At 73.2% G+C, this 24118-nt stretch carries 20 protein-coding genes and 1 pseudogene; 9 read left to right on the plus strand and 12 right to left on the minus strand.

Annotated elements, in window-relative coordinates; translation table 11 throughout:
* Positions 1-24 precede the first annotated feature (24 nt).
* The gene (locus AC07DI_RS28045) at positions 25-1302 is read left to right on the plus strand and encodes a trans-sulfuration enzyme family protein (RefSeq protein ID WP_478906788.1); all 1278 of its coding nucleotides are present in this window, start codon (positions 25-27) and stop codon (positions 1300-1302) included.
* Here the strand turns inward: AC07DI_RS28045 and AC07DI_RS28050 are convergent.
* Both AC07DI_RS28050 and AC07DI_RS28055 read right to left on the minus strand, forming a co-directional pair.
* Positions 1235-2722 carry an N-acetyltransferase family protein gene (locus AC07DI_RS28050; RefSeq protein WP_478906790.1) on the minus strand — a complete coding sequence of 496 codons (1488 nt, stop codon included), beginning with the start codon at positions 2720-2722 and terminating at the stop codon, positions 1235-1237. The genes AC07DI_RS28045 and AC07DI_RS28050 overlap by 68 nt on opposite strands.
* A gap of 177 nt (positions 2723-2899) precedes the next feature.
* Positions 2900-4480 (minus strand): alkaline phosphatase D family protein, encoded by a 1581-nt coding sequence (locus AC07DI_RS28055; protein WP_478906792.1) that lies wholly within the window; start codon positions 4478-4480, stop codon positions 2900-2902.
* Between the two features lie 284 nt (positions 4481-4764).
* On the opposite strand from AC07DI_RS28055, the gene AC07DI_RS28060 reads away from it, so the two are divergent.
* The gene (locus AC07DI_RS28060) at positions 4765-5175 is read left to right on the plus strand and encodes a VOC family protein (RefSeq protein ID WP_478906794.1); all 411 of its coding nucleotides are present in this window, start codon (positions 4765-4767) and stop codon (positions 5173-5175) included.
* Here AC07DI_RS28060 and pdxR read toward each other — a convergent pair.
* A complete protein-coding gene (pdxR, locus tag AC07DI_RS28065) occupies positions 5133-6632 on the minus strand; it encodes a MocR-like pyridoxine biosynthesis transcription factor PdxR (RefSeq protein WP_478906796.1) in 1500 nt (499 codons plus the stop codon). The two genes, AC07DI_RS28060 and pdxR, sit on opposite strands and share 43 nt — an antisense overlap.
* A 140-nt stretch (positions 6633-6772) precedes the next feature.
* Here pdxR and AC07DI_RS28070 point away from each other — a divergent pair.
* Positions 6773-7609, plus strand: a pseudogene (locus AC07DI_RS28070) (DMT family transporter); the annotation flags it as partial.
* Positions 7610-7648: 39 nt separating this feature from the next.
* Here AC07DI_RS28070 and AC07DI_RS28075 read toward each other — a convergent pair.
* Complete coding sequence (locus AC07DI_RS28075; RefSeq protein WP_478906798.1) at positions 7649-8479, minus strand: alpha/beta fold hydrolase; 831 nt, start codon at positions 8477-8479, stop codon at positions 7649-7651.
* A gap of 147 nt (positions 8480-8626) precedes the next feature.
* On the opposite strand from AC07DI_RS28075, the gene sigJ reads away from it, so the two are divergent.
* Positions 8627-9517 carry an RNA polymerase sigma factor SigJ gene (gene sigJ, locus AC07DI_RS28080; protein ID WP_478906800.1) on the plus strand — a complete coding sequence of 297 codons (891 nt, stop codon included), beginning with the start codon at positions 8627-8629 and terminating at the stop codon, positions 9515-9517.
* A 308-nt stretch (positions 9518-9825) separates the two neighbouring features.
* Positions 9826-10572, plus strand: a complete 747-nt coding sequence (locus tag AC07DI_RS28085; RefSeq protein WP_384252928.1) for a GntR family transcriptional regulator — start codon at positions 9826-9828, stop codon at positions 10570-10572.
* Between the two features lie 101 nt (positions 10573-10673).
* Here AC07DI_RS28085 and AC07DI_RS28090 read toward each other — a convergent pair whose 3' ends face one another.
* The 3 genes from AC07DI_RS28090 to AC07DI_RS28100 form a co-directional block, all read right to left on the minus strand.
* Positions 10674-11831 carry an ROK family transcriptional regulator gene (locus AC07DI_RS28090; RefSeq protein WP_384252925.1) on the minus strand — a complete coding sequence of 386 codons (1158 nt, stop codon included), beginning with the start codon at positions 11829-11831 and terminating at the stop codon, positions 10674-10676.
* 97 nt (positions 11832-11928) lie between these two features.
* Positions 11929-12591, minus strand: coding sequence for a response regulator transcription factor (locus tag AC07DI_RS28095; RefSeq protein ID WP_478906803.1), 663 nt, complete (start codon positions 12589-12591; stop codon positions 11929-11931).
* 14 nt (positions 12592-12605) lie between these two features.
* Positions 12606-13820 carry a sensor histidine kinase gene (locus tag AC07DI_RS28100; protein ID WP_478906805.1) on the minus strand — a complete coding sequence of 405 codons (1215 nt, stop codon included), beginning with the start codon at positions 13818-13820 and terminating at the stop codon, positions 12606-12608.
* A 130-nt stretch (positions 13821-13950) separates the two neighbouring features.
* On the opposite strand from AC07DI_RS28100, the gene AC07DI_RS28105 reads away from it, so the two are divergent.
* Genes AC07DI_RS28105 through AC07DI_RS28115 form a run of 3 tightly spaced genes read left to right on the plus strand, consistent with a single transcriptional unit; the run spans position 13951 to position 16145 of the window.
* Positions 13951-14883: an ABC transporter ATP-binding protein gene (locus AC07DI_RS28105; protein WP_478906807.1), complete on the plus strand. Its 933-nt coding sequence runs from the start codon at positions 13951-13953 to the stop codon at positions 14881-14883.
* Positions 14884-14885: 2 nt separating this feature from the next.
* Positions 14886-15635 carry an ABC transporter permease gene (locus AC07DI_RS28110; RefSeq protein ID WP_478906810.1) on the plus strand — a complete coding sequence of 250 codons (750 nt, stop codon included), beginning with the start codon at positions 14886-14888 and terminating at the stop codon, positions 15633-15635.
* A gap of 60 nt (positions 15636-15695) precedes the next feature.
* Positions 15696-16145, plus strand: coding sequence for a hypothetical protein (locus AC07DI_RS28115; RefSeq protein ID WP_478906812.1), 450 nt, complete (start codon positions 15696-15698; stop codon positions 16143-16145).
* A gap of 42 nt (positions 16146-16187) precedes the next feature.
* Here the strand turns inward: AC07DI_RS28115 and AC07DI_RS28120 are convergent, their stop codons facing one another.
* From AC07DI_RS28120 to AC07DI_RS28140, 5 genes are all read right to left on the minus strand, one after another.
* Positions 16188-17240, minus strand: a complete 1053-nt coding sequence (locus AC07DI_RS28120; RefSeq protein WP_478906813.1) for an enoyl-CoA hydratase/isomerase family protein — start codon at positions 17238-17240, stop codon at positions 16188-16190.
* A gap of 17 nt (positions 17241-17257) precedes the next feature.
* A complete protein-coding gene (gene meaB, locus AC07DI_RS28125) occupies positions 17258-18265 on the minus strand; it encodes a methylmalonyl Co-A mutase-associated GTPase MeaB (RefSeq protein WP_384252904.1) in 1008 nt (335 codons plus the stop codon).
* An 18-nt stretch (positions 18266-18283) separates the two neighbouring features.
* Positions 18284-20485, minus strand: coding sequence for a methylmalonyl-CoA mutase (gene scpA, locus AC07DI_RS28130; RefSeq protein ID WP_384252902.1), 2202 nt, complete (start codon positions 20483-20485; stop codon positions 18284-18286).
* Positions 20485-22332 (minus strand): methylmalonyl-CoA mutase family protein, encoded by a 1848-nt coding sequence (locus AC07DI_RS28135; RefSeq protein WP_478906815.1) that lies wholly within the window; start codon positions 22330-22332, stop codon positions 20485-20487. The genes scpA and AC07DI_RS28135 overlap by 1 nt, the downstream gene beginning before the upstream one ends.
* Positions 22333-22483: 151 nt before the next feature.
* Positions 22484-23272: a GNAT family N-acetyltransferase gene (locus tag AC07DI_RS28140; RefSeq protein ID WP_478906817.1), complete on the minus strand. Its 789-nt coding sequence runs from the start codon at positions 23270-23272 to the stop codon at positions 22484-22486.
* Positions 23273-23723: 451 nt separating this feature from the next.
* Here AC07DI_RS28140 and AC07DI_RS28145 point away from each other — a divergent pair, with 451 nt between their 5' ends.
* Positions 23724-24101 carry an SAV_915 family protein gene (locus tag AC07DI_RS28145; RefSeq protein WP_384252894.1) on the plus strand — a complete coding sequence of 126 codons (378 nt, stop codon included), beginning with the start codon at positions 23724-23726 and terminating at the stop codon, positions 24099-24101.
* The last annotated feature ends 17 nt before the right edge of the window (positions 24102-24118 follow it).

Genomic DNA, 24118 nt, shown 5'->3' on the forward strand with positions numbered 1-24118 from the left:
CGGCGGATGTTCAGCCTGTCGGGCATGGCAGCGAACACCGGGAAAGCCCCGCACAAGACCGCAGTCGGCACCCCGTCCGCGCAGCGCGCCCTGGCCACCGAGGCCGTGCACGCGGGGCGGGACGATCTGGCCGGGCTCGGCCTGCACGCCCCGCCGATCGACCTCTCCACGACCTACCCCTCACGGGACAGCAGGGCCGAGGCCGCCCGCATCGACGCCTTCGCCGCCGACGGGACCGTCGACGAGGGACCGCCGGTCTACGCCCGCCTCGGCAACCCCACCGTCGCCCGTTTCGAGACGGCCCTGGCCCGGCTCGAAGGGACCGAGAGCGCGGTCGCGTTCGCGAGCGGCATGGCGGCGCTGACCGCGGTCCTCCTGATGCGGGGCGCCGCCCGCCTCCGCCACGTCGTGGCCGTCAGGCCGCTGTACGGCTGCAGCGACCACCTGCTCACCGCGGGCCTGGTCGGCACCGACGTGACCTGGGTGGACCCGGACGGCATCGCCGACGCCATCCGCCCGGAGACCGGCCTGGTGATGGTCGAGACGCCCGCCAATCCCACCCTCGCCGAACTCGACCTGACGGAGGTCGCCGGCGCCTGCGGCGCGGTCCCGCTGCTCGCCGACAACACCTTCGCGACGCCCGTACTGCAGCGGCCCGCCGAGAGCGGTGCCCGCCTGGTGCTGCACAGCGCCACGAAGTACCTGGGCGGACACGGCGACGTCCTCGGCGGAGTCGTCGCGTGCGACGAGGAGTTCGCCAGGGGGCTGCGCCAGGTGCGGTTCGCCACGGGTGGGGTGCTGCATCCGCTCGCCGGGTATCTGCTGCTGCGCGGTCTCGCGACGCTGCCGGTCCGGGTGCGCGCCGCCTCGGCCACCGCGGCGGAACTGGCGGGCCGCCTGGCCGGCGACCCGCGGGTGGCCCGCGTGCACTACCCGCGCCTGGGCGGCGCCATGGTCGCCTTCGAAGTGCACGGCGACCCGCACGAGGTGATTGCCGGAGTACGGCTGATCACCCCGGCGGTGAGTCTCGGCAGTGTCGACTCGCTCATCCAGCACCCGGCGTCCATCAGCCACCGCGTGGTGGACGCCGACGACCGGCGCTCGTCCGGCGTGAGCGACCGTCTGCTGCGCATGTCCTGCGGCCTGGAGGACGTCGAGGACCTGTGGCGCGACCTGGACCAGGCGCTCGGACCGGTCCAGGCCGTCGCCCACGCCGTGCCCGTCCCGTCGGCGGTCAGCCCCGGTGCTGCCCGACACGGCCGTCGGGACGCCGTGCGTGGTCGTACGGCAGCAGCGAACTGACCGGCGTCGCCTCCAGGCGGGCGGTGATCACCAGCGTGCCCTCCTCGATCTGGTAGTCGAGCGGCAGGCCGAGCCCGCGCATCGCGGCCACCATCCCGGTGTTGGACGCCTGCGTCACCGCGTACACGCTTTCGCAGCCGGCCTCGACCGCCATCGTCACCAGGCGGCAAAGGAGCTGGCTCCCGATGCCGCGGCGCTGCCAGTCGTCCTCGACGAGGAGCGCGACCTCGGTCTCGTCGCCGTCCCAGAGGAGATGGCCGATGCCGATGATCCGGTCGGACGCGGTCCGCACCGCGAGTGTGCGGCCGAACCGCGGGCTGAGCAGGTGGTTGAGGTAGCGGTCGGCGTCGTGCACCGGGCCGTGGTAGCGCATGTCGAGGGTGCGCGGGGAGCAGCGCTCGTGCATGGCCTTGGCGGCCTCGATGTCGGCCGTGCCTGCGCGCCGCACGGTGATGGAGTTGCCCTCCGGGAGCGTCAGGACGTCCTGGCTGCGCGGGATGCGCGGGCCGAGCCGGGTGTCGAGCTCCACCAGGGCCCGCGCGCGGGCGAACTCCGTGGGGGTGAACGGCAGGTAGGGCCGCTCCACGGTGATGGTCTCACCGTCGGGCCCGTTCAGGCGCAGCACCGTGCCTTCGAGTACGCCGTCGACCGGGGCGGCCTCCTTGGCGGCGGCCCCGTCCCCGCGGGGACCGGGCTGCGCGTCGGCTGAGCGCGACGCGGCTGGGCGCGACGCGGCGGGCAGCGAGCGGATGGTGCAGCGGCCAAGCAACTGCCGCAAGGCAAGCGGGAGTTCGGCCGCGTCGAGCGCGGTGCGGGTGGCCAGGCCGAGGATGCGGGTGGGCGCGTCCACCAGGTCGTGGGCGTCGGCGCGCTCGATCCAGGTGCCCGCGCCGCCCGCCCGGGCGATCGACCGGGTGATCTCGGTGCCGGACAGCTCCGCGGGAGCGCGCAGCAGGAACTCGTCGACGGTTCCCTCGGCCAGCGGGTGTGCCTGGAGGCTGAGGATGTCCACGCCGCGCTCGGCGAACGTCACGCACAGCGCGGCCAGCGACCCCGGCTCGTCCCGCACGGTCGTCCGCATCCGCCACAGGGTGGTCGCGCCCGGCTCCGGGGCGGGGTCCGGGTCGGCGGTCGTCGGGGGCCCGGCCTGCTCCGCGTCGGCGGGCGGCCGGGCGCCGGTATCGTCCGCTGTCGGTGGGGCGTGGTTGTGGCGCCGGGCCCACCAGGTGTGGAAGCCGACCGTGGCGACGAGCACCACGGCCGATACGGCCAGGAGGACCGGCCCGTCCGGCCCGTGCCCCACCATGTTCGCCACCGCGTCGGCCACCGCCACGGCCGTGAACAGCGCCGCCAGCTCCACCACGTCGCGCCGCCACTGATGGACGGGGCGGCCGTGTTTGGTCCGTGTCACGTCAGACATCTCAGCTCTCATACGGACACTGTGCTGGACCGGTGTTGCGTGATCGCGAACGCCCTGTGACCGATGGGTAAAGAGGCCATCTGACCCTTTTGGCGGCGTTTTCACCCGCGCTGCCGTGAGTGCCGCCACCGCCCCCGCCACTGCCTCCCGGCCACTGTCCCGGGCTACTCTCCCGAGCTACTGTCCCACCCGGCCCGGCCGCAGCACCTGGGTGAACAGCACGCCGCCGCCCTCCTGTCGCAGTCGCACCGTCAGCTCGCCGCTGCCGCCGTCGATGTCGACCTCGCCGAAGTACTGCGGGGTCTCGGCGGGTGAGGTGTTCGCCCGGTTCGGGGCCTTGATGAACTTCTGCTCGGGGCCGAACGTCCCGTCGAGCTTCGTCGCGGCGAAGCCGCCGGCGGCCAGCGGCCCGGAGACGAACTCCCAGAAGGGTGCGAAGTCCTTGAAGGCCGCCCGCGACGGGTCGTAGTGCTGCGCGGAGGTGTAGTGCACGTCGGCGGTGAGCCACAGGGTGCCGGTGATCTTGCGGTGCTTGATGTGCCGCAGAAGTTCGGCGATCTGCAGCTCGCGGCCGAGCGGGGCCCCGGGGTCGCCCTGCGCCACGGCCTCGAAGTTGGCCCGGCCGTCCGGTACGACGAGGCCGAGCGGCATGTCGGAGGCGATGACCTTCCAGACGGCCCGCGACCGGGACAACTCGCGCTTGAGCCAGGCCAGCTGCCGGGCGCCGAGGATGCCGGTGGTGTCGTCGGGCTGCCTGCCCGGCGAGTTGGCGTTGCGGTAGGTGCGCATGTCCAGGACGAACACGTCGAGGAGCGGGCCGTGCCGCAGCACCCGGTACACCCGTCCTTCCTCGTCGCCCGGCGCCAGTGTGGACACGGGAAAGTACTCGCTGAACGCGCGCAGCGAGCGCCCGGCCAGGGCGTCCACGTTCTTCTCCGTGTACCGCGCGTCGTCCAGGATCTGGCCCGGGTACCAGTTGTTGTGCACCTCGTGGTCGTCCCACTGGACGATGGACGGCACCTGCGCGTTGAACCGCCGCAGGTTCTCGTCGAGCAGGTTGTAGCGGAACGCGCCCCGGAACTCCGCGAGGGACTCGGCGACCTTGGACTTCTCCTCAGTCGTGATGTTCCGCCACACGGAGCCGTCGGGCAGCGTGACGCTCGGCAGGATGGGGCTGTCGGCGTAGATGTTGTCGCCGCTGCACAGGAAGAAGTCCGGGTCCCGGCGGCGCATCTCGTCGAAGACGCGGTAGCCGCCGCGGTCGGGGTTGATGCCCCAGCCCTGGCCCGCGATGTCGCCCGACCACAGGAAGCGCACGTCCTCCTTGCGGGCCTTCGGTGTGGTGCGGAAGGTGCCGCAGACCGGCTCGCCCGTCCGCCGGGGGTCGTCGGGGTCGGCGAGCAGTACCCGGTAGTGGATCTGCTCACCGGCGGGCAGTCCGCGCAGTCGCGTCGTTCCCGTGAAGTCGGTGCCGGGGCCGAGCAGCGGTCCTTGCCAGCGCCGCGGGTTGCGGAACGACTCGGTGGCCGACGTCTCCACGACCATCCGGGCCGGCCGGTCGGACCGTACCCACACCAGTCCCGCGTGCGCGCTCACGTCCCCCGCCTGCACGCCCCAGTCGGCCTTCGGGCGTCCCGAGAGGGCGAGTGAGGGCGCCGCCCCGGCCAGTGCGGGCACGGCGAGCGCCGCAGGCACGGCGAGCGATCCGCGCAGCACGCTGCGGCGACGGGGTGACGGGCTCGGCTGACGTTGCGACATGAATGCGCCTCCAGTTGACGGGTGCGACCAGTCTGCGGGCGCCCGGCCGGTAGCGCGCCACAACACCCACGCGAACCACAAGTGAACAACTCCCGGCGGGAGCAGGGAACCGCCGCGCCGAACCCGTCTCCGCCGGACCGGGCGCGGCACCCGCCTACGTCCTCGGCCGTACGTCGCCGGGCCGCCCGCCCGAGGACCGACGACCGATGGCCACAAGATCCACGCCTGCCTACGCTCGGACGCAGCGCACGCCGGCCGGTGTGCCGTACCGAAGGGGGAGCCCCGTGCCGGTCAACGGCCAGAGCCATGTCCGCATCGCCCGTCCGTCCCGTGATCTGGCGGCGGCCGAGCGGTTCTGGACCGGCGGACTCGGGTTGAGTGTCTTGTACCGGGCCGAGAGCGGCGGCGCCCCGGGGAAGCACGACCTGCTCATGGTCGGGTGGCCCGACGCCTCCTGGCACCTCGAACTCGTCCAGGAGGCGGGCTCGCCCGTCCGCCCGCGCCCCACCGAAGAGGACCTGCTCGTCGTCTACCTCGACGAAGAGATCCCCGACGAGCTGGTGTCGCGGATCGAGGAGCACGGCGGGAAGCAGGTCATGTCGCCCAACCCCTACTGGAACGAATGGGGGGTCACCGTAGAGGACCCCGACGGCTACCGGCTGGTGCTCTGCACGCGCGCGTGGTCCAGCTCCTGAACCGCCCGAGCCAGCAGCCGTACGCCCTCGCGGATCCGTGGCGGTGCCACGTGCGCGTAGCCCAGTACGAGGTGCACTGCGTCGTCAGGCGCCGCCGTTCGGCCGGACGTCGCTTCCGGGGGGCGGGGGACGGCGTAGTCGCTCAGCGGGCGGACCGCGACACCGGCCGCCCCGGCGCGTGCCAGGAAGGCCTCCTGCGGCCCCCAGCGGCCGGGCAGCCGGGCGATGACGTGCAGGCCGGCCGCGATCCCCGTGACCCGCACGCCCGGGAAGTGCTCGTCGAGAGCGGCCGCCAGGACGTCCCGGCGTTCTCGGTAGGCACGCTGGCAGCGGCGCAACTGCCGGTCGTAGTCGCCCCGTTCGATGAAGTGCGCCAGGAGCTCCTGGTCGAGGGCCGGGTTGCCCAGGTCCATCACGCGTTTGCGTTCGACGACCTCCTCGGCGAGGTCCTCCGGTACAAGGAGCCAGCCGAGGCGCAGCCCCGGGGCGAGCGATTTGCTCACCGAACCGGTGTACGCGACGTGCTCGGGGTCGAGTCCCTGGAGCGCGCCCACCGGGGCGCGGTCGTAGCGGAAGTCCCCGTCGTAGTCGTCCTCGACGAGCAGGCCGCCGACGGACCGTGCCCAGTCCAGGAGTTCGGCGCGGCGCTTCGCCGAGTAGGCGATGCCCGACGGGAACTGGTGCGCGGGCGTCGTGACGACCGCGCGCACACCCCGCTCCCGTAGCGCCATAGGGCTCACGCCTTCGTCATCCACAGGTATGCCCACCGGGGAGACTCCCGCGGCGGCGAGCAGCGTCGCGTGCTCGGGACTGCCGGGGTCCTCCACCCCGATCGCGGTGTGCCCGCGCGCGCGGAGGGCGAGGGCCAGCAGCGTCATCGCCTGGGCCACCCCGGAGCAGACGATCACGCGCTCCGGTTCCGCGACCACGCCGCGGCGCCGCGCCAGCAGGCCGGCCAGGGCGGTACGCAGCCTCGGCAGCCCGCGCGGATCGGGGTAGCCCAGCATGTGGTGGGGCAGCTGGGCGAGCACCTGGCGGTGGGCGGTGGCCCACGCGGAGCGGGGGAACAGCGACAGGTCGGGGACGCCGGGAAGGAAGTCCACGCGCGCGTGCCCGGCCCGCGGCGCGCGGTCACGCACCGCGGGCGCCGCGGCCCGCGCCGCGTCCCCCACCCAGGTCCCCGAGCCCCGGTCGCTGCGCAGGTAGCCCTCCGCGGCCAACTGCTCGTACGCCTCCGTGATCAGGCCGCGCGAGACGCCCAGATCGGCGGCGAGCTCGCGCGTGGAGGGCAGCCGCGTGCCCGCCGTGAGCCGCCCCGACCTGACGGCCTCGCGCAGGGCCGAACGGAGGCTGCGGCCACGGTTGCGCGCGGGGGCGGAGGCGGCCGGCAGGAGCAGTTCCCAGGCGGCGCTCCACCGCGCGCGGTCGTCGGCGCTCTGGCTGGGCAGGGGACACACCCTCTTCGGTATCGGCGGGTATCGGCGGGGGGCTGCGGAGCGTTCGGTCGAGCACGGCGCGGGGCGCCCGGAAAGTGGTCCCCGAACAGGCCGTGAAAGTGGACCTTAATGGGGGCCGCCCGGTTTCCTAGCGTCGGGGCATGAACACGAACTCCTCCCGCGGGGCGCTCCTCGCGGGCCTCGCCTGCCTCCTCGTCGGCGGCTCCTTCACCGCCAACAGCCTGCTCGGCGAGTATCCCTACAGCGGCGGCCAGTTCATCAGGTACGGCCTGGCCTGCCTGATTCTCCTGCCCTGGCTCGGCAAGGAGGGCACCGGCGCGCTGCGCGGGCTCCGCGGGCCTCAGTGGGGGCGCCTGGCGCTGCTCGCAGCCGTGGGGATGGTCGGCTTCAACCTGGCGATCCTCGCCGCGGAACAATCAGCGGAACCTGCCGTACCGGGTGTCTTCGTAGGATGCGCCCCCGTAATCGTCGCCCTCCTGGTGCCGCTCCTGGAACGGCGCACTCCGCAAAGGGGCGTCCTGCACGGCGCGCTCCTCGTGGCCGCCGGGGCGTTCGTCGTGCAGGGCTGGGGCCGCACGGACGTACCCGGACTCCTCTACTCGGTCGGCGCGCTCGCCGGAGAGGTCGGCTTCGCGGTGCTCGCCGTGCCCGTGCTGCGCCCCCTCGGCCCCCGGCTCCTGGCGGCCACCGTGTGCGCCGTGGCCGCCGCCGAATCGGCCGTCCTCGGGCTCGTCCTTGACGGCGGCGGCTTCGTGCGGTCGCCCGACCGCACCGAGGGAGCCGCCCTGCTGTGGCAGGCGGTGATCGTCACCGTCGTCGGTTTCGTGCTCTGGTACACCGGGCTCCAGCGCATCGGCGCCGAACGCGCCACCCTGTTCTCCGGCCTCATCCCGGTCGCCGCGGCCTGCACCGCTCCGCTGGTGGGGACGGGCTCCTACGGCGTGCCCCAGGCCGCGGGCAGCGCGCTGGTCGGCGCGGGCGTGGCGCTGGGGTCGGGAGTCTTCGCGGGGCGCCCGTCAGCGGCAGGTGTCGAGAATGACGCGGGCGACGAGCGCCGGGTCGTCGTGCATCGGGACGTGGCCGCAGCCGGGGAGGCGGACCAGGCGCGCCCCGGGGATGGTGTGCTTGGCGCGTATCCCCTGGCGGCGCAGGAGCAGCCGGTCCCGCGTGCCCCAGGCGACGGTGACCGGCAGGCCCGGCACATCGACCTGGGGGAGGACGTGCCGCCCGGCCACCAGCATGGCCTCGAAGGCCGAGGCGTTGCGCAGCGCGAGCGTCTCGGCGACGACGGCCTGCGGTGAACGGCGCCAGGGACGGGCGTAGATGGTGCTCGTGAGCGCCGTGCGCCCGGCCGCGCTCCCGGACAGCCGCTCGATCGCCGGCACCGGCAGCAGACGCGCGCCCTGCCGCATCGCGAGGAGCGTGGCGAACGCGTACCGGCGCTCCGCGGACGTCCAGAAGCCGGCGGGGGAGAGCGCGGTGACGGAGCGGACCAGCTTCTCGCGGCCCAGTTCGAGGGCGAGCAGCCCGCCGAGGGAGTTGCCCGCCACGTGCGGACGCTTCACCTCCAGCGCTTCGCACATCGCGGCCAGCGCCAGGACGACCGTGGCGAGGTCGTGCCCCAGACCGTCCGGCAGCGCGGGCGACCGCCCGAAGCCGGGCAGGTCGACGGCGATCACATCGTGCTCGGCGGCCAGGATTTCGAACACGGGGTCCCAGGCCTGCCGGTGGTGGCCGATGCCGTGCAGCAGCAGCAACGGCTCGCCCGTGCCCGCCCGTTCGTAGGAGACCGTCACGGTGCGCGCGCCGTCGGGCGACGCGACGCTGAAGGACACCTCTGCGGCCATGACTGCTCCTGTCCACGCCGTCGGGCGACGGCCTCTCGGGTGCGTTAGACACGTTGTCAGCAACAATTACCGCTCAGTAGCCCGCAGTTCAAGAGGCGGGCCGCGGCCGGCCTGGACACGTGCTGTCCGGTGGGCTGGGATGGGAGGGTGGCTACCGACAGCGTGACCGACGTCTTCGAAGAGCACCGTTCAGTCCTGATGGGCGTCGCCTACCGCATGCTCGGCCGCGTGGTCGACGCCGAGGACGTCGTCCAGGAGGCCTGGCTCCGCTGGTCGGCGTCCGACCACGGCCAAGTGCGCGAACCGCGCGCCTACTTGGTGCGCGTCACCACCCGGCTCGCCATCGACCGCCTGCGCCACCTGCAGTCCCGCCGCGAGGCGTACGTCGGGCCGTGGCTCCCCGAGCCCTGTGTCACCGAGTTCGGTCCTACGGTCCCCGACACCGCCGAGCGGGCCGTGCTCGCCGACTCCGTCTCCCTCGCGGTCCTGGTGGTCCTGGAGTCCCTCTCGCCCCTGGAGCGCGCCGTCTTCGTGCTCCGCGAGGCCTTCGGGTTCCCGTTCTCCGAGATCGCGCTCACGCTCGACCGCAGCGAGGCCGCCGTGCGCCAGCTCGCCGGGCGGGCCCGCAAGCACGTCGACGCGGGCCGGCCCCGCTACAAGGTGGACCCGGCCGAGCGGCGCGACCTGACCGAGCGGTTCCTGGCCGCGGCGACCGAGGGCGACCTGGACGGGCTGATGTCCCTGCTCGCGCCGGACGTACGGCTGGTCGGCGACGCCGGCGGCAAGAGCAAGGCCCCCCTGCGCGTCCTGGAGAGCGCCGACAAGGTGGGCCGCTTCCTCAGCAGTACCGCCGCCGGCGTGATCCGGACCGCGGGCGAGGTCGAGATCCGCTTCGGCGAGCTCAACGGCGCCGCGTCCGCGCACATCTTCCTCGACGGCAAGCTCGACAGTGTCTTCCAGCTGGACGTCGCCGAGGGCCTCGTCCAGAAGATCTACATCATCCGCAACCCGGACAAGCTCGTCGGACTCCGTCGGTAGAGTTCCGGCCGCATCTCGCGCGCGGTGGCGCGTTCACGCGGTGCGGAGCCCCCGTCCGGCAGGGCGGGGGCTCCGTCGTGCGGATGCATGTCGGCCGTTGCCGCACACGTGGCCGGTTACGCCCGCTTGGCCTCGTGCGAACTTCGCATGAATGCTCTGTGGCACCGACCCTGTGCAGCCTGTAACGGATGGAGGATTGGTCTTGACCAAGGGTGGGTGCGGCTTTATGGTCGCAGAGATAGTGCAGGAACCTTTAATAAACAAGGGCGCTTAAACGCCGCCGGTCAACGGCGATTGCGGAGGACAGGGTGGGGACCACGCAGCTCGAAACGGTGCCGGAGCCGAAGTACTGGCATCTGAAGACCGTGCTCAGTGAGGCGCTCGACTCCGAATTCGCCGTGGGAGAGATCCTGCCGAACGAGCGCGATCTCGCCGCCCGGTTCGGAGTCGCCCGCGCCACGCTCCGCCAGGCACTGGAGCAACTCGAACTCGAAGGCAGACTGCAGCGCCGCCGCGGAGTGGGCACGACCGTGGCTCCGCCGCGGATGGGCGTGGCCGTCGGATCCGCCCAGGGCACGTGGCCGGGCGCGGTCGGCGACGCCTGGCAGCCCGCGGACTGCGCTCCGGCGGCGCCGCCCGCGCCGGTGGCCCACATGCTGGAGACCGGCACGGACGAGCAGGTCCACGTGGTGCGCCGCACCCGCGTCTCGCAGGGGCAGCCCGTCGCCGCCGAGCTGCTGTACGTCCCCATGACTTCGGTCGCCGAGCTGACCGGCATGGACGCGCCTTCCGGTGCGGCACGCGCGCGCGTGGTCCTGCGCGAGCTGGCCCGGCTCGACCTGGAAGGGCAGGACCGGGCCGTCGAGCTCGGCTCGGCCCGCGCCGACGACGCCAGGGCCCTCGACCGGCTCCCCGGCGCACCCGTGCTTCTCGTGACGACCCGCTTCTTCGCCGAGGGACGCACGGCCGCGGTCTCCGTGGCCACCTACCGCGCCGACACCTGCAAACTCACCTTCGGCGACTCCGGCGGTGTGGAGATCCACCACGAGTCGTAGCGCCGCGCTCTCCGACACCACGGGCCGACACAGGTCCGGCACGCGCCCGGCACCTGACGTGCCGGGCGCGACGCATGTCCCGCCCCGGCCCGAACGTCACCTCACTGCCGCGCGGTCACGGTCCCCTCGACGGCGAACAACTGCTCCTCGACATGGTCGAGCGCCAGCCGCAACGCCCCGGTCGACACCGCCGCCTCGCCGAGCACCGACAGCGCGACCCGCGGCGGCCGCAGGCAGTAGCGGGCCAGCTCCTGGTGGAGCGGCTCCAGGACTCCGTCCAGGCCCGCCGCCCAGCCGCCCACGACGACCAGTTCGGGATCGAGGGCCAGGACCAGGGCGGCCACGTCGTGCACGAGCCGCTGGATGAACCGCTCCACGGCCGCCTGCGCCCGCGCGTCACCCTCCCGCGCATGGGCGAAGACCTCGGCGACGGCCTGCTCGTCCAAGGGGTGCAGCGGCCGGCCGGTGGTGGAGAGCAGCGTCTCCGGAGTGACCTCCCGGCCCAGCAGATGCAGCGCGCCGATCTCGCCCGCCGCGCCGCCGTACCCCCGGTGCAGCCGCCCGCCGATCAGCGAACCGGCCCCCGGACTCAGCCCCGCGAGGACGAAGACCACGTCGTCGGTGCCGGCCGCGGCGCCCTTCCAGTGCTCGGCCACGGCGGCCGCGTTCGCGTCGTTCTCGACCAGCACCGGGCACTTGAACGAACGGCGCAGCCGCTCGCCCAGCTGGAGCCCCGTCCACTCGGGCAGCGCCGTGCTCAGCCGCACCGTGCCGTCCGCCTCCAGAATGCCGGGGCTCCCCACCCCGACGGCGCGCAGCGAACTGCGGGCGATCCCGGCACGGCGCAGCAGATCGGCGACCACGGTGCGCAGGCGTTCGAGCCGGTCGTCCGCGGAGGCCTCTTCGGAGACACTCTTCGACGCCGTGCCGAGCACCGTGCCGTCCAGATCCGAGAGAGTGGCGGCCACCCGGTGCGGACCGATCTCCAGGCCGAGCAGATGACCCGCCTCCGCCCGGAAGCGGAACTTCCGTGCGGGCCGCCCCTGACGGCGCGCGGCGCCGTCCTCGGCCGCGGACTCCACCACGAGCCCGGCCTCGATGAGCCCTTCGACGACCCCCTCGACGGTCGGCCGGGAGAGCCCGGTCACGCGGGTGATCTCCGTCAGCGTCGCCAAGTCCGCGGCGCGCAGCGCGTGCAGCACCACCGCGGAGTTGATACGTCGCAACAGAGAGGGGTCCCCGCCGGTCAGCCGCCCCAACGTCCGTCCTCCCAGCTCGTGCGCATGATGGCCGGATCGTACTCGCCGCGCGGTGCTGCGGCGAGTGCCGGGCCCGTATTCCCCCTGCGTACGGCCGTCATCCCGGCGACACGAAGCCCGACTCGTACGCGACGATGACCGCCTGCGTCCTGTCGCGCGCCCCGAGCTTGGCCAGTACGGAGCTGACATGCGACTTGACGGTCTCCGTGCCGACCACCAGACGGGACGCGAGCTCCGCGTTGGAAAGGCCGCGCGCCATCAGCCGCAGCACCTCGGCCTCGCGCTCGGTCAGCGCCGCCCGGTCGAGCGCGGCCCGCGCCCCGGCGTCGCCGCGCCGCTTGCCGTGCTCGCCCGCGAGTTGCCGCACCGCCGCGGGGAAGAGGAGCGACTCGCCCTCGGCGACCAGCCGCACGGCGTGCACGATCTCCGCCGGCCTGGCCCGCTTCAACAGGAACCCGTCGGCGCCGGCGCGCAGCGCCTCGTACACGTACTCGTCGTTCTCGAAGGTCGTCACCACCAGGATCTTCGGCGGGTCCGCAACCGTGCGCAGCACCGCGCGCGTCGCCTCGATCCCGTCGAGGAGCGGCATCCGGACGTCCATCGCGACCACGTCGGGACGCAGTTCACGGACGAGCGGGATCACCGCGGCGCCGTCCGCCGCCTCACCGACGACACGGATGTCGGGCTGCGCCTCGAGGACGGCGCGCAGACCCGCGCGTACGAGGGGCTCGTCGTCGACGAGGAGCACTGTGACCGGCATCCGGTCAGCGTAGATCACCCGAGGGGCAGCTCGACGTGCACCTGCCACTCACCGTCGGCCGGTCCCGTGGTGGCCCGCCCGCCGAGCAGCGTGGCCCGCTCCCGGATGCCCCGCAGACCGCTGCCGCCGCGCCCCGTCGATCCGGCCGCGACCGGCAGGGCGTTGCGTACGTCCATGACCAGGCGGGCCTCGTCGACGGCGATCCGCAGCCGCACGGGCACCGGGCCGCAGTGCCGCAGGACGTTGGTCAGCGACTCCTGAAGCATGCGGTAGCCCTCCCGCGAGACAGGGCCCGGCAGCCGGTCCAGGGGGCCCGAGATCTCCGCGTCGACCTTCGTGCCCGATGCGCGGGCCGAGTCGAGGAGGCGCTCGGCGTCCGCGAGGGTCGGCCTGCCGCTCGCGGGCCGCCCGTCCTCGCGCAACACCCCAAGGACCCGCTCCAAATCCTCCAGGGCGGCCCGGCCCGTCTCCTCCACGGCCTCCAGGGCGCGGTCGGTGAACTCCGGATCGGCCGCGGCCCTGGCGGCGCCCGCCTGGACGACGGCGACGGTCAGCGCGTGCCCGATGGAGTCGTGCAACTCCCGGGCGATGCGGTTGCGTTCGAGGAGCTGCTCGGTGCGTTCCTCCAGGGCGGTGAGGCGTTCGGCGGGGGAGGGGCCGAGGAGGCGCAGGGCCGCCCGGGCCATCAGACGGCCCGCCGCCACGATCATCGCGCACTGCGCCAGGACGAGGAGAAGACACAGCGGCAGCGCCGCCCAGCCGTGGAGGGGAACCGGCAGGAACAGTCCGTCGGTCTCCGAAGGCTCGTCCGTCGCGCCCAGCGAGGCGAAGACCGAGCCGATGAGCTGTCCCGTGAGCAGAACCATCGCGCAGCCGGCCTCCAGCCGGAGCACGAGCCAGAGGGCGGTCCTGGCCCGGTCGCGCCACGACGCGGACGGCGTCACGGAAATGCCGTGGCCGATCTCATCGCCGTCCGATCGCGCGTGCGGGCCCGAAAACAGCATCATCCGTGCCTGCAGCCCCTCCGCCCGTCGCATGGCGGGCACCAGTGCGGCCAGCACCATCAGAGGAAGGGGATCTGCCAGGATGAGCAGCCAGTCGGTGCGCGAGGGGCTCGCGAGCCCGGGATAGACCGAGGCACAGACCCACGCGACTCCCGAACCGATGAGGAGGTGCAGCCATCGCGTGTAGGTGACCACTCGCACCAGAGGTCTCAGGAAGCCGGGCATGGCGCCATCGTGCCAGGCACCCCGCTGCCGACGGCTCCCCCGGGCGAGGGAGAACAACCCCCCGCGCGGGGGAGAACAACCCCCTGGGCGGGGGAAGACCCAAGGCGCCGCCGCCCGCGACGCTGACCCCATGACCAGCATCGACGTCCAAGACCTGACCAAGGAGTACGGCACGACCCGCGCCGTGGACGCCCTCACGTTCAGCGTCCGCCCCGGCCGCGTCACCGGCTTCCTCGGCCCCAACGGCGCCGGCAAGTCGACCACCATGCGCCTCGTCCTCGGCCTTGACCGCCCCACCTCGGGGACGGCCACGGTGGGCGGTCACCCCTACGCCGGCCTCGAAGAACCCCTGCGCCACGTCGGGGCGCTCCTCGACGCCCTGGCGGCCCACGGTTCGCGTACCGCCCGCAACCACCTCCTGGCGCTCGCCGTCAGCAACCGCCTCCCGGCGCGCCGGGTCGACGAGGTCATCGAGGAGACCGGGCTCGCCCCGGTCGGGGACAACCGGATCAAGACGTACTCGCTGGGCATGCGCCAGCGCCTCGGCATCGCGGCCGCCCTCCTCGGCGACCCCGAAGTCGTGTTGCTGGACGAGCCCTCCAACGGTCTCGACCCCGAAGGCATCATCTGGATCCGCGAGTTGATGCGGCGCCTGGCCCGCGAGGGCCGCACGGTCCTCGTCTCCAGCCACCTCATGAACGAGACGGCCACCTTCGCCGACCACCTCGTGGTCCTCGGCCGCGGCAGGCTCCTCGCCGACACCTCGATGCGGGAGTTCATCGCGGGGCACAGCCGCGCCCGGGTCCGGGTGCGCACGACGGACCCGGACCGGCTCCGCGGCGTCCTGGCGGGGAAGGGCTACGCACTCGGCGAGGCGGTGGACGGCCGGTGGACCGTGGACGGGGCGAGGGCCGAGGAGGTCGGCGCCATCGCCGCGGGCGCCGGGATCCCGGTCCTCGAACTCGCCGACGAGCAGGCCTCCCTGGAGCAGGCCTACCTCGCCCTGACCGCCGACGTGACCCCGTACGCGGCCGCCGTGCCCGCATCCCGCCAGGAGGCCTGACCATGTCGAACGCCGCCGTACTGCCACCCGTCGTGCACGCCGAGTGGATCAAAATCAGGTCGCTTCGGTCGAGCCTGGTCTCGCTCGTCGCCGTCTTCACGGTGACCGTCGCCATCACCGCGCTCGTCTTCGCGACGGTGGGCCGGGCCGAGGCGGACAACGCCGACGCCGAGCCGGTCTTCGGCGCCTTCTACGCCCTCAACTTCGGCCAGATCGCCGCCATCTGCTTCGGCACGACCGCGGTCTCGTCCGAGTACACGAACGGCGCCCTGCGGATTTCGCTCGCCGCAGTGCCCCGTCGCGGACGCTTCTACGCCGCGAAGATGGCGGTCGTCGGCTCCCTGGCCCTGCTCGTCGGGGTCGCCACCAGCTTCGGCACGTTTCTGACCGGCCAGGCCTTCCTGGGTGAGTACGCGATCGGGCTCGGCCACCCCGGGGCCGTGCGAGCCTGCGTCGGCGGGGGCCTCTACCTGGCGTTGATGACCCTGCTCGCCGCGGGACTGACGGCCGTACTGCGCAGCGGAGTCGCCGTGCTGAGCGTTCTGATCCCCTTCACCCTGATCGTCTCCTTCGTGGTCGGCGACGTATCGAGCGGTGTGGCGGGCTTCCTGCCCGATCAGGCGGGCCGGCAGGTGCTGCACGAGACCCCGACCGGGACCCTCGGCCCGTGGACCGGGCTCGCAGTCTGCGCGGCCTGGGCGGTCGCCGCGCTCATCGCCGGATGGTGGGCGCTGCGGCGCCGCGACGCGTGACGGGCGCGGGCCGCGGGCACGCGTGACGCTTTGTCAGTGGTGCCCGCTTTACTGGAGACCATGAGCACCGCACAGCATCTCGCCGCGATCGACCTGCTGCGCTCCAGGGAGTTCCCCGCGGAGCACGACAGGTCGCGGTGCGGCAGTGAGGGTCCCGGCTACCACATCGCCGAGTTACTGACGAGCGAGGCCTTCTGGGAGGACGACGGCACGCTCCGGGAGGAGACCGAGGAGCAGTACGAGGCGGAGCGCGACGGCCTGAGCGTGCTTCTCGCCGACCGCTGGGGGCCGCCACAGCGGTTCAGCCTGGCGAGTCTCTTCGAGCGCGCCCTGGACCCCGGCCGCACCGGCGAGGAGATACCGGAGCCCTGGGCCCGGTTGAGTTCGTCCGTGCCGGACCTGCACCTGTGGCATGCGGACGGCCGCTGGATAGCGCTCGGCGTCGCCCAGTGGGACCGGGAGCTGCCCTTCCAGCTCCTCGCCGTGGTCACGGAGATCGACCCGCCGTGAGGCCCCGTGCGGGGAGACGGGCTCTCGGTCCGCCCGCACGGGTCAGTCGAGGTGAAGTCCGCCCCCGTCGACCGGTTCGAAGAAGCGCGCCACGTCCGCTTCGGTCACCCGCTCCAGCTCCGCGGGCGACCAGCGCGGCATGCGGTCCTTGTCGACCACCTGGGCACGGACGCCCTCCACCAGGTCGGGCGAGGCCAGTGCGGCGCAGGAGACGCGGTACTCCTGCTCCAGGACGGCCTCCAGGCAGGGGAGTTCACGGGCCCGGCGCAGCGCCGCGAGCGTGACCTTCAGGGAGGTGGGGGACTTCGCCAGGATCGTCTCGGCGGCCTGCTTCGCGTGCCGGTCCCCGGACGCGTGGAGACGGTCGACGATCTCCTCCACGGTGTCCGCGGCGTAACAGTGGTCGATCCACTCCCGGTGCGCGGCCAGTTCGCCCCCGGGGGCCTCGGCCGTGAACTCCCGCACAGCGTCGGCCGCTTCGGTGCCCGCGAGCGCCGCGGTGAACTCCGGCAGCCGCCCGGACGGTACGAAGTGGTCGGCGAGCCCGCACAGCAGCGCGTCGCCCGCCCCCACCGCCGACCCCGTCAGCGCCAGGTGGGTGCCGAGCTCGCCCGGGGTGCGGGTGAGCAGATGGGTGCCGCCCACGTCGGGCACGAAGCCGATGCCGGTCTCCGGCATCGCCACCCGGGAGCGTTCGGTGACCACCCGCACGCTGCCGTGCGCCGACACGCCCACGCCGCCGCCCATCACGATGCCGTCCATGACGGCGACGTACGGCTTGGGGAAGCGGGCGATACGGGCGTTGAGGCGGTACTCGGCGTGCCAGAAGGCGGCGGCCGTGGCCGCCCGGCCCGCGCGGACGTCGTCGTGGACGGAACGGATGTCCCCGCCCGCGCAGAGCCCGCGCTCCCCGGCGCCGGTGAGCACCACCGTCGCCACCGCGTCGTCGTGCTCCCACTCGCCGAGGGCGTCGTCCATGATCCGGACCATCGCGTGGTTCAGGGCGTTGATGGCCCGGGGCCGGTTCAGGACGATGCGCCCGGCGCGGCCTTCGCGGCGCAGCAGGACGGGGGCGTCGTCAGGGGCGGTGCTCATGGTGCGGGTGGCTCCGTTCACGTGAGGCGCGTCGCGGGGCGCTCGCCCTGGAACGCGTCGAGGATCTGCTCGGCGGCCGATGTGGCCGTCAACGTACCCTCCCGCACCCGCTGCTCCAGCTCGGGGGTGACGCCTCGCACGGCCGGGTCGTCCCGCAGCCTGCCCAGGAGTTCGTCCCGCACCATCGACCACGTCCAGTCGATCTGCTGGTCGCGGCGCTTGGCGGCGAGCCTGCCGGATGAGTCGAGCAGCGTGCGATGCTGCTCGATCCGGTCCCACAGGGTGTCCAGGCCGCTGGACTCGCGGGCGCTGCACGTGAGGACGGGGGGCGTCCACGCGGCGTCGGAGGGGTGCATCAGGCGCAGGGCACCCGCCAGTTCGCGTGCCGCCGAGCGCGCGTCCCGCTCGTGCGGGCCGTCCGCCTTGTTCACGGCGATCACGTCCGCGAGCTCCAGGACGCCCTTCTTGATGCCCTGCAGCTGGTCGCCGGTGCGGGCGAGAGTGAGCAGCAGGAACGTGTCGACCATGTTCGAGACCGCGGTCTCCGACTGCCCGACCCCGACGGTCTCCACGAGAACCACGTCGTACCCCGCGGCCTCCATGACCACGATCGACTCCCGGGTCGCCTTGGCGACCCCGCCGAGCGTCCCGGCGGACGGGGACGGGCGGACGAAGGCGGCGGGATCCAGCGACAGCCGCTCCATCCTGGTCTTGTCGCCCAGGATCGAGCCGCCCGTGCGCGTGGACGACGGGTCGACGGCGAGCACCGCGACCCGGTGCCCCAGCGAGGTGAGCATCGTGCCGAGCGCGTCGATGAACGTGGACTTGCCCACGCCCGGCACACCGCTGATGCCGACCCGCCGCGCCCGCCCGCTGTGCGGAAGCAGCTCGGTCAGCAACTCCTGCGCCAGCGCCCGGTGCTGCGGCCGGGTCGACTCGACGAGGGTGATGGCGCGCGCGACATACGCGCGCTTCCCGTCGAGGACGCCCTTCACATACGTGTCGATGTCGATCGTCACAGGCATGAGTCGGCGCTCACCGGCTCACAGCGCGTGGCCGAGATCGGCCGCGAGTCGGTTCACCAGGTCGTACGCCGCGTCCGGGATCACCGTGCCGGGCGGGAAGACCGCCGTGGCGCCCGCCTCGTGGAGGGCGTCGACGTCCTGCGGCGGAATCACCCCGCCCACCACGATCATGATGTCGTCGCGGCCCTCGGCGGCCAGCTCCTCGCGCAGCGCCGGTACCAGGGTCAGGTGTCCGGCGGCCAGCGAGGAGACGCCCACGATGTGCACGTCCGCCTCGACCGCCTGGCGCGCGACCTCCGCCGGGGTCTGGAACAGCGGGCCGACGTCGACGTCGAAGCCCAGGTCGGCGAAGGCACTGGCGATGACCTTCTGGCCGCGGTCGTGGCCGTCCTGGCCCATCTTGGCGACCAGGATGCGCGGCCTGCGCCCCTCGGCCTCGTCGAAGGCGTCGACGAGCGTACGCGTGCGCTCGACGGACGGGGAATGGCCTGCTTCGGTGCGGTACACACCGGAGATCGTACGGATCTGGCCCGCGTGCCGCCCGTACACGCGCTCCAGTGCGTCGGAGATCTCACCGACCGTGGCCTTCGCGCGGGCGGCGTCCACCGCGAGCGCGAGCAGGTTCCCTTCGAGGCCCTGTCCCGGCCCGCGCTCGGCCGCCGCGGTGAGGGCGCGCAACGCGTCCCGGCAGGCCGCCTCGTCGCGCTCCTCGCGCAGCCGCTTCAGCTTGGCGATCTGCTGGGCGCGCACCGAGGAGTTGTCGACCGCGCGGACCTCGATCTGCTCGTCCGTCTCCACCCGGTACTTGTTGACGCCGATGACCGGCTGGCGCCCGGAGTCGATGCGGGCCTGCGTGCGGGCCGCGGCCTCCTCGACGCGCAGCTTCGGGATGCCCGCGTCGATGGCCTGGGCCATGCCGCCCGCCGCCTCGACCTCCTCGATGTGCTGCCAGGCACGGCGTGCCAGGTCGTACGTCAGCTTCTCGACGTACGCGCTGCCGCCCCACGGGTCGATGGTCCGGGTCGTCCCCGACTCCTGCTGGAGCAGGAGCTGGGTGTTGCGGGCGATGCGCGCGGAGAAGTCGGTCGGCAGGGCGAGCGCCTCGTCCAGGGCGTTCGTGTGCAGCGACTGCGTGTGGCCCTGCGTCGCCGCCATCGCCTCGACACAGGTGCGCGTGACGTTGTTGAAGACGTCCTGCGCGGTCAGCGACCAGCCCGACGTCTGCGAATGGGTGCGCAGCGAAAGGGACTTGGGGTTCTTCGGATCGAACTGCTTGACCAGCTTCGCCCAGAGCAGGCGCGCCGCGCGGAGCTTGGCGACCTCCATGAAGAAGTTCATGCCGATCGCCCAGAAGAACGAGAGCCGCGGCGCGAACGCGTCCACGTCCAGGCCCACCTCCTGGCCGGCGCGCAGGTACTCCACGCCGTCGGCGAGCGTGTACGCGAGCTCCAGATCGGCCGTCGCGCCCGCTTCCTGGATGTGGTAGCCGGAGATGGAGATGGAGTTGTAGCGCGGCATCTTCTGCGAGGTGTACGCGAAGATGTCCGAGATGATCCGCATCGAGGGCTTCGGCGGATAGATGTAGGTGTTGCGGACCATGAACTCTTTGAGAATGTCGTTCTGGATGGTCCCGGCGAGCTTCTCGGGCGGCACACCCTGCTCGCCGGCCGCCACGATGTACAGCGCCAGTACGGGCAGTACGGCGCCGTTCATCGTCATCGACACCGTCATCCTGTCCAGCGGGATGCCGTCGAAGAGCTGGCGCATGTCATAGATGGAGTCGATGGCGACGCCCGCCATGCCGACGTCGCCCGTCACACGCGGATGGTCGCTGTCGTACCCGCGGTGCGTGGGCAGGTCGAAGGCGACCGAGAGGCCCTTCTGGCCCGCCGCGAGATTGCGGCGGTAGAAGGCGTTGGACTCCTCGGCGGTGGAGAAACCCGCGTACTGCCGGATGGTCCAGGGCTGGTTCACGTACATCGTCGGGTACGGGCCGCGCAGGTACGGCGCGACGCCCGGGTACGTCCCGAGGAAGTCGAGGCCCTCCACATCGGCGCCGGTGTACAGCGGCTTGACCGCGATGCCCTCGGGCGTCTCCCACAGCAGGTCGCTCTCGGACCGGCCGGTGGACTCCTTCACGGCCGTACGCCACTGCTCGTGCGAGCCCGCGGCACCCGCGCCGGGGCCCAGGTCGACGGAGGAGAAATCGGGGATCCGCATTACGCCACTCCCATGCGGTCGAGGGTGGAGGAGAGCACGGCGACGGCGTCGCAGCCCGCGAAGACGTACGCGTCGACACCGGCGTACTCCCCGCGCCCGGCGAGGAAGACGCGCTCGGCGCCCGCCGACGCGAGGGCCCGCGCGAGCGTCTCGGCCTGTTCGGCGTAGAGCGCGTCGCTGGAGCACAGGCACGCGACGCTCGCGCCGCTGGCCCGGAAGGCCTCGGCGGCCGTCGCGGCGTCCACCGTCGCGGGATCGTGCACGGCCTCGATGCCGCCGGCCTGGAAGAGGTTCGCGGCGAAGGCGGCCCGCGCGGTGTGCGCGGCGGCGGGACCGAGCGCGGCGAGGAACACCCGCGGCCGGGCGCCGGTCCGTTCCAGGTGCGCGTCCGAGCGGGCGCGCAGCTCCTCGTACGCCTCGTCGCGACGCACCCGCGGCAGACCGCCGGACGGCGCGACCGGTGCGGCGTCGCGCTCCACGGGACGCTCGGAGAGCTCAGGGAACTCGCTGACGCCGGTGATCGGTTCGCGGCGCGAGCCGAGCTTCTTGCTGCGCTCGGCCCAGGTGGCCGAGAGGCGCTCGCCGATCAGCCCGGACCGCAGGGCCGCCGCCTGGCCGCCCGCCCGCTCGATCTCCTGGAAGAACTCCCAGCCCGCCCGCGCGAGTTCGTCGGTGAGACGCTCCACGTACCAGGAGCCGCCCGCCGGGTCGATCACGCGCGCGAGGTGGGACTCCTCGATGAGGATCGTCGAGGTGTTGCGGGCGATCCGGCGCGCGAACGCGTCGGGCAGGCCCAACGAGTGGTCGAACGGCAGGACGGTGACGGAGTCCGCGCCGCCGACGCCCGCCCCCAGGCAGGCCACCGTGGTGCGCAGCATGTTCACCCACGGGTCACGCCGGGTCATCATCACCGACGACGTCACCGCGTGCTGACGCTGCGCGCCCGCCGCGGGGGCCCCGCACACCTCGGCCACCCGGGCCCAGAGGCGCCGTGCCGCGCGCAGCTTGGCGATGGTCAGGAACTGGTCCGCGGTCGCCGCGTAGCGGAACTCCAGCTGTGCGCAGGCCTCTTCGACACGGAGTCCGGCCGCGGTCAGCTCGCGCAGGTGGGCGACGCCCGTGGCGAGCGAGGCGCCCAGCTCCTGCGCCGCCGAGCCACCGGCCTCGTGGTAGGGCAGCGCGTCCACCGCGAGCGCGCGCAGACCGGGGTACCGCCGGGTGCACAGCCGCGCGAGTTCCACGGCGTCGGCCGGGTCCAACGTTTCACCGGTGCGGGCCTCGTGGGCCAGGACGTCCGCGCCGAAGGTGCCGCGGGCCGACTCGTCGGGGACGCCCGCGGCCTCGTACAGGGCAAGGAGCGCGCGGGCGGCCGGGGCGAATTCCGCGCCCGCGTCGAGCGCGATGGGGGCCAGGTCGAGATAGACGCCCTTCAGCGCCGGGGCCAGCGCGGAGACCGGGACGCCGCCCGCGCCCACGCCGAGCCACACCGACGTGACGCCGTTCTCGAGGTCCCCGAGCACGGCCTCGTTGGTCCGGGCGGGGTCGGTGCTCGCGTGGCGCTGCCGGACGTCCCAGCCCGTGGCCGCGTTGCCGCCGGGCGTACCACCCCGTACGAAGGGGGCGAAGCCGGGATGTCCGACATCGGGCGCGGCGTCGCGTGCGGTGTACAGCGGGCGGGTGATGAGCCCGTCCTCGAGAGCGGTGGACAGTGCTTCCTCGGCGGCCGTCCCCGATACGTCCTTACCCGATTTGCGGAGCACGCCTTCCACCAGGCGGTGCCACTGCTCATGGGTCGCATCAGGGAATTCGGCGGCCAGTGAAAGCCCGTCGTCAGGCAGGACCGTCATGCCCCGATGCTAGGGCGCAATGCCTGGCACGCGGTGCCATCAAGGGCTGTGACCTTGCCCTCTTCTGATCACCCTTGATCTCGAACGAGCAGGCGACTATTGATTGCCGCGGGCACCGAGCCGGATCGCCGCACGGTGGTCCCTGAGCTCGTCAGGCCGAGACGCGGGACGCGTGCCGGGGCGGGGCGACGGGTTTGCCCGTGACGTACTGGACGTACTCGCGCTGCAACCGGAACCCCGCCGTCCAGGCCAGCAGCCGGCTGGGGCGGTTGTCGCGGGAGCAGGACCAGCTCGCGGTGCGGCCGCGCGCGCCGATGTCCGCACACAGCGCCGTCACGCAGGCCAGCGCGAGACGCTCGCGGCGGCGCTCGGGCGCGGTGACCACCGCCACGTCCTCGTACGCGGCGCCGGTGAAGTAGCTGCAGGCCACGGCGGCGACCTGACCGTCGCGGTCGACCGCGGCCCAGCCGTGCCCGGAGGCGGCCAGGCCCTCGGGACCGCCCCAACTGTCATGGATCCAGGACGAGCCGGTGTCGAGGGCGGCGAGCGCGGGAGCGTCGTCGGGCGTCAGCCTGCGGACGGTCACGCCCCGGGGCGGGTGGGGCGGGGCGGCCTCCTCGCGCTTCACGTACACCATCCGCTCGGCCGGTACGAGCCGGTCGAAGGCGGCGCCGAGCACCGGCAGGAAGCGTGCGGGAGTCTCGACATGGCTGTGCGCGAAGGGGGAAAGCAGGTCCGGCGCGACGCTGCCCGGGTCACCGCTCAGGAGCACATGGCCCGCGCACGAGACCGCCACGGCCCGCGGGTCGAGCGCGCGGTCGGCCCACCACCGCCCCGTGCCGAAGGCCGCGACGTGCTCGGGCAGGGAGCCGGGGCCGGGCGTCCCGGCAGGGAACCAGCGGGGCACCGCGGGCAGGCGGTGCGGGGGCAGCTCAATCATCAGGGGGTTCCTCCGGAGTGAGACCTTCGAGTGAAACGGGTGCGCCGGCCGGCAGGGCCGTGACCGGCGGCCGGCTGCGTCTGCGCGCCGGTTCCCGTTCCCTCGGACATCCAACTGTCCCGCGCCCCTCGGCTCAAGAGCCCCCCGTCAAGTCGTGCCCGACCCGAACGAGTGGGGGCCCATGCGTCGGCATCGCGTCAGAGGACGGCGTCGTTGCGTCAACGTCGCGTCATGAAGGGTCGGTTGGCACCCTGTGCCGGGCATAACGTCACCGTGTGCCGCAGATTTCCGCTCGGCCCGCGGCGCGCCCCGCCCCGACCGCACCGCTTCTCACCGGCTCCACCGACCCCGGGCCGCCCGCGCCCGCACAGTTCCCCCGATGGCCCCACTTGTCTCCACCTGTCTCCATCTGTCTCCATCTGTCTCCATCTGTCTCCACTGGAGGAACCTCATGGCAGAGATCCCCTACGGCGAGGACCCCGAACCCGGTGAACCCGGCCCGGCCGGACCCCTGTTCGTCCCCGTCCGGCCGGGACCCGCGGGCTGTGTGGCCCGCCTGTTCCGCACACCCGTCGGCGGACGCACCGCCGTCGCCTTCACCACCCCGCAACGCCTGAGCGCCGCGCTCGGCTCCCGTCAGCCGTGGGTCAGGCTCTCCGAACCCGCGCTGCGGGCCCTCGCCGCGCCGCTCGGCGTCACCGCGGTCACCGTCGACCCGAAACTCGCCGCGCACCCTGTCGGCTCGCCGCAGTTCCACTCCGACGAGCGGTACAGCCCCGTCCGGCGGGACAAAGCCCTGGCGGGCGCCATGACCCGGTGGACCGGCTGAGACCTCGGCCAAGAGAG

It is taken from the genome of Streptomyces sp. NPDC044106, assembly GCF_056433985.1.

What these genes read in the sequence shown, in the direction of transcription:
- AC07DI_RS28140 (WP_478906817.1), bottom strand. Translation starts at nt 23,272, where the DNA reads ATGATTGAGCTGCCCCCGCACCGCCTGCCCGCGGTGCCCCGCTGGTTC.
- AC07DI_RS28135 (WP_478906815.1), bottom strand. Translation starts at nt 22,332, where the DNA reads ATGACGGTCCTGCCTGACGACGGGCTTTCACTGGCCGCCGAATTCCCT.
- AC07DI_RS28145 (WP_384252894.1), top strand. Translation starts at nt 23,724, where the DNA reads ATGGCAGAGATCCCCTACGGCGAGGACCCCGAACCCGGTGAACCCGGC.
- scpA (WP_384252902.1), bottom strand. Translation starts at nt 20,485, where the DNA reads ATGCGGATCCCCGATTTCTCCTCCGTCGACCTGGGCCCCGGCGCGGGT.
- AC07DI_RS28045 (WP_478906788.1), top strand. Translation starts at nt 25, where the DNA reads ATGGCAGCGAACACCGGGAAAGCCCCGCACAAGACCGCAGTCGGCACC.
- AC07DI_RS28115 (WP_478906812.1), top strand. Translation starts at nt 15,696, where the DNA reads ATGAGCACCGCACAGCATCTCGCCGCGATCGACCTGCTGCGCTCCAGG.
- AC07DI_RS28120 (WP_478906813.1), bottom strand. Translation starts at nt 17,240, where the DNA reads ATGAGCACCGCCCCTGACGACGCCCCCGTCCTGCTGCGCCGCGAAGGC.
- AC07DI_RS28055 (WP_478906792.1), bottom strand. Translation starts at nt 4,480, where the DNA reads ATGTCGCAACGTCAGCCGAGCCCGTCACCCCGTCGCCGCAGCGTGCTG.
- AC07DI_RS28110 (WP_478906810.1), top strand. Translation starts at nt 14,886, where the DNA reads ATGTCGAACGCCGCCGTACTGCCACCCGTCGTGCACGCCGAGTGGATC.
- AC07DI_RS28105 (WP_478906807.1), top strand. Translation starts at nt 13,951, where the DNA reads ATGACCAGCATCGACGTCCAAGACCTGACCAAGGAGTACGGCACGACC.
- meaB (WP_384252904.1), bottom strand. Translation starts at nt 18,265, where the DNA reads ATGCCTGTGACGATCGACATCGACACGTATGTGAAGGGCGTCCTCGAC.
- AC07DI_RS28095 (WP_478906803.1), bottom strand. Translation starts at nt 12,591, where the DNA reads ATGCCGGTCACAGTGCTCCTCGTCGACGACGAGCCCCTCGTACGCGCG.
- AC07DI_RS28100 (WP_478906805.1), bottom strand. Translation starts at nt 13,820, where the DNA reads ATGCCCGGCTTCCTGAGACCTCTGGTGCGAGTGGTCACCTACACGCGA.
- AC07DI_RS28075 (WP_478906798.1), bottom strand. Translation starts at nt 8,479, where the DNA reads ATGGCCGCAGAGGTGTCCTTCAGCGTCGCGTCGCCCGACGGCGCGCGC.
- AC07DI_RS28050 (WP_478906790.1), bottom strand. Translation starts at nt 2,722, where the DNA reads ATGTCTGACGTGACACGGACCAAACACGGCCGCCCCGTCCATCAGTGG.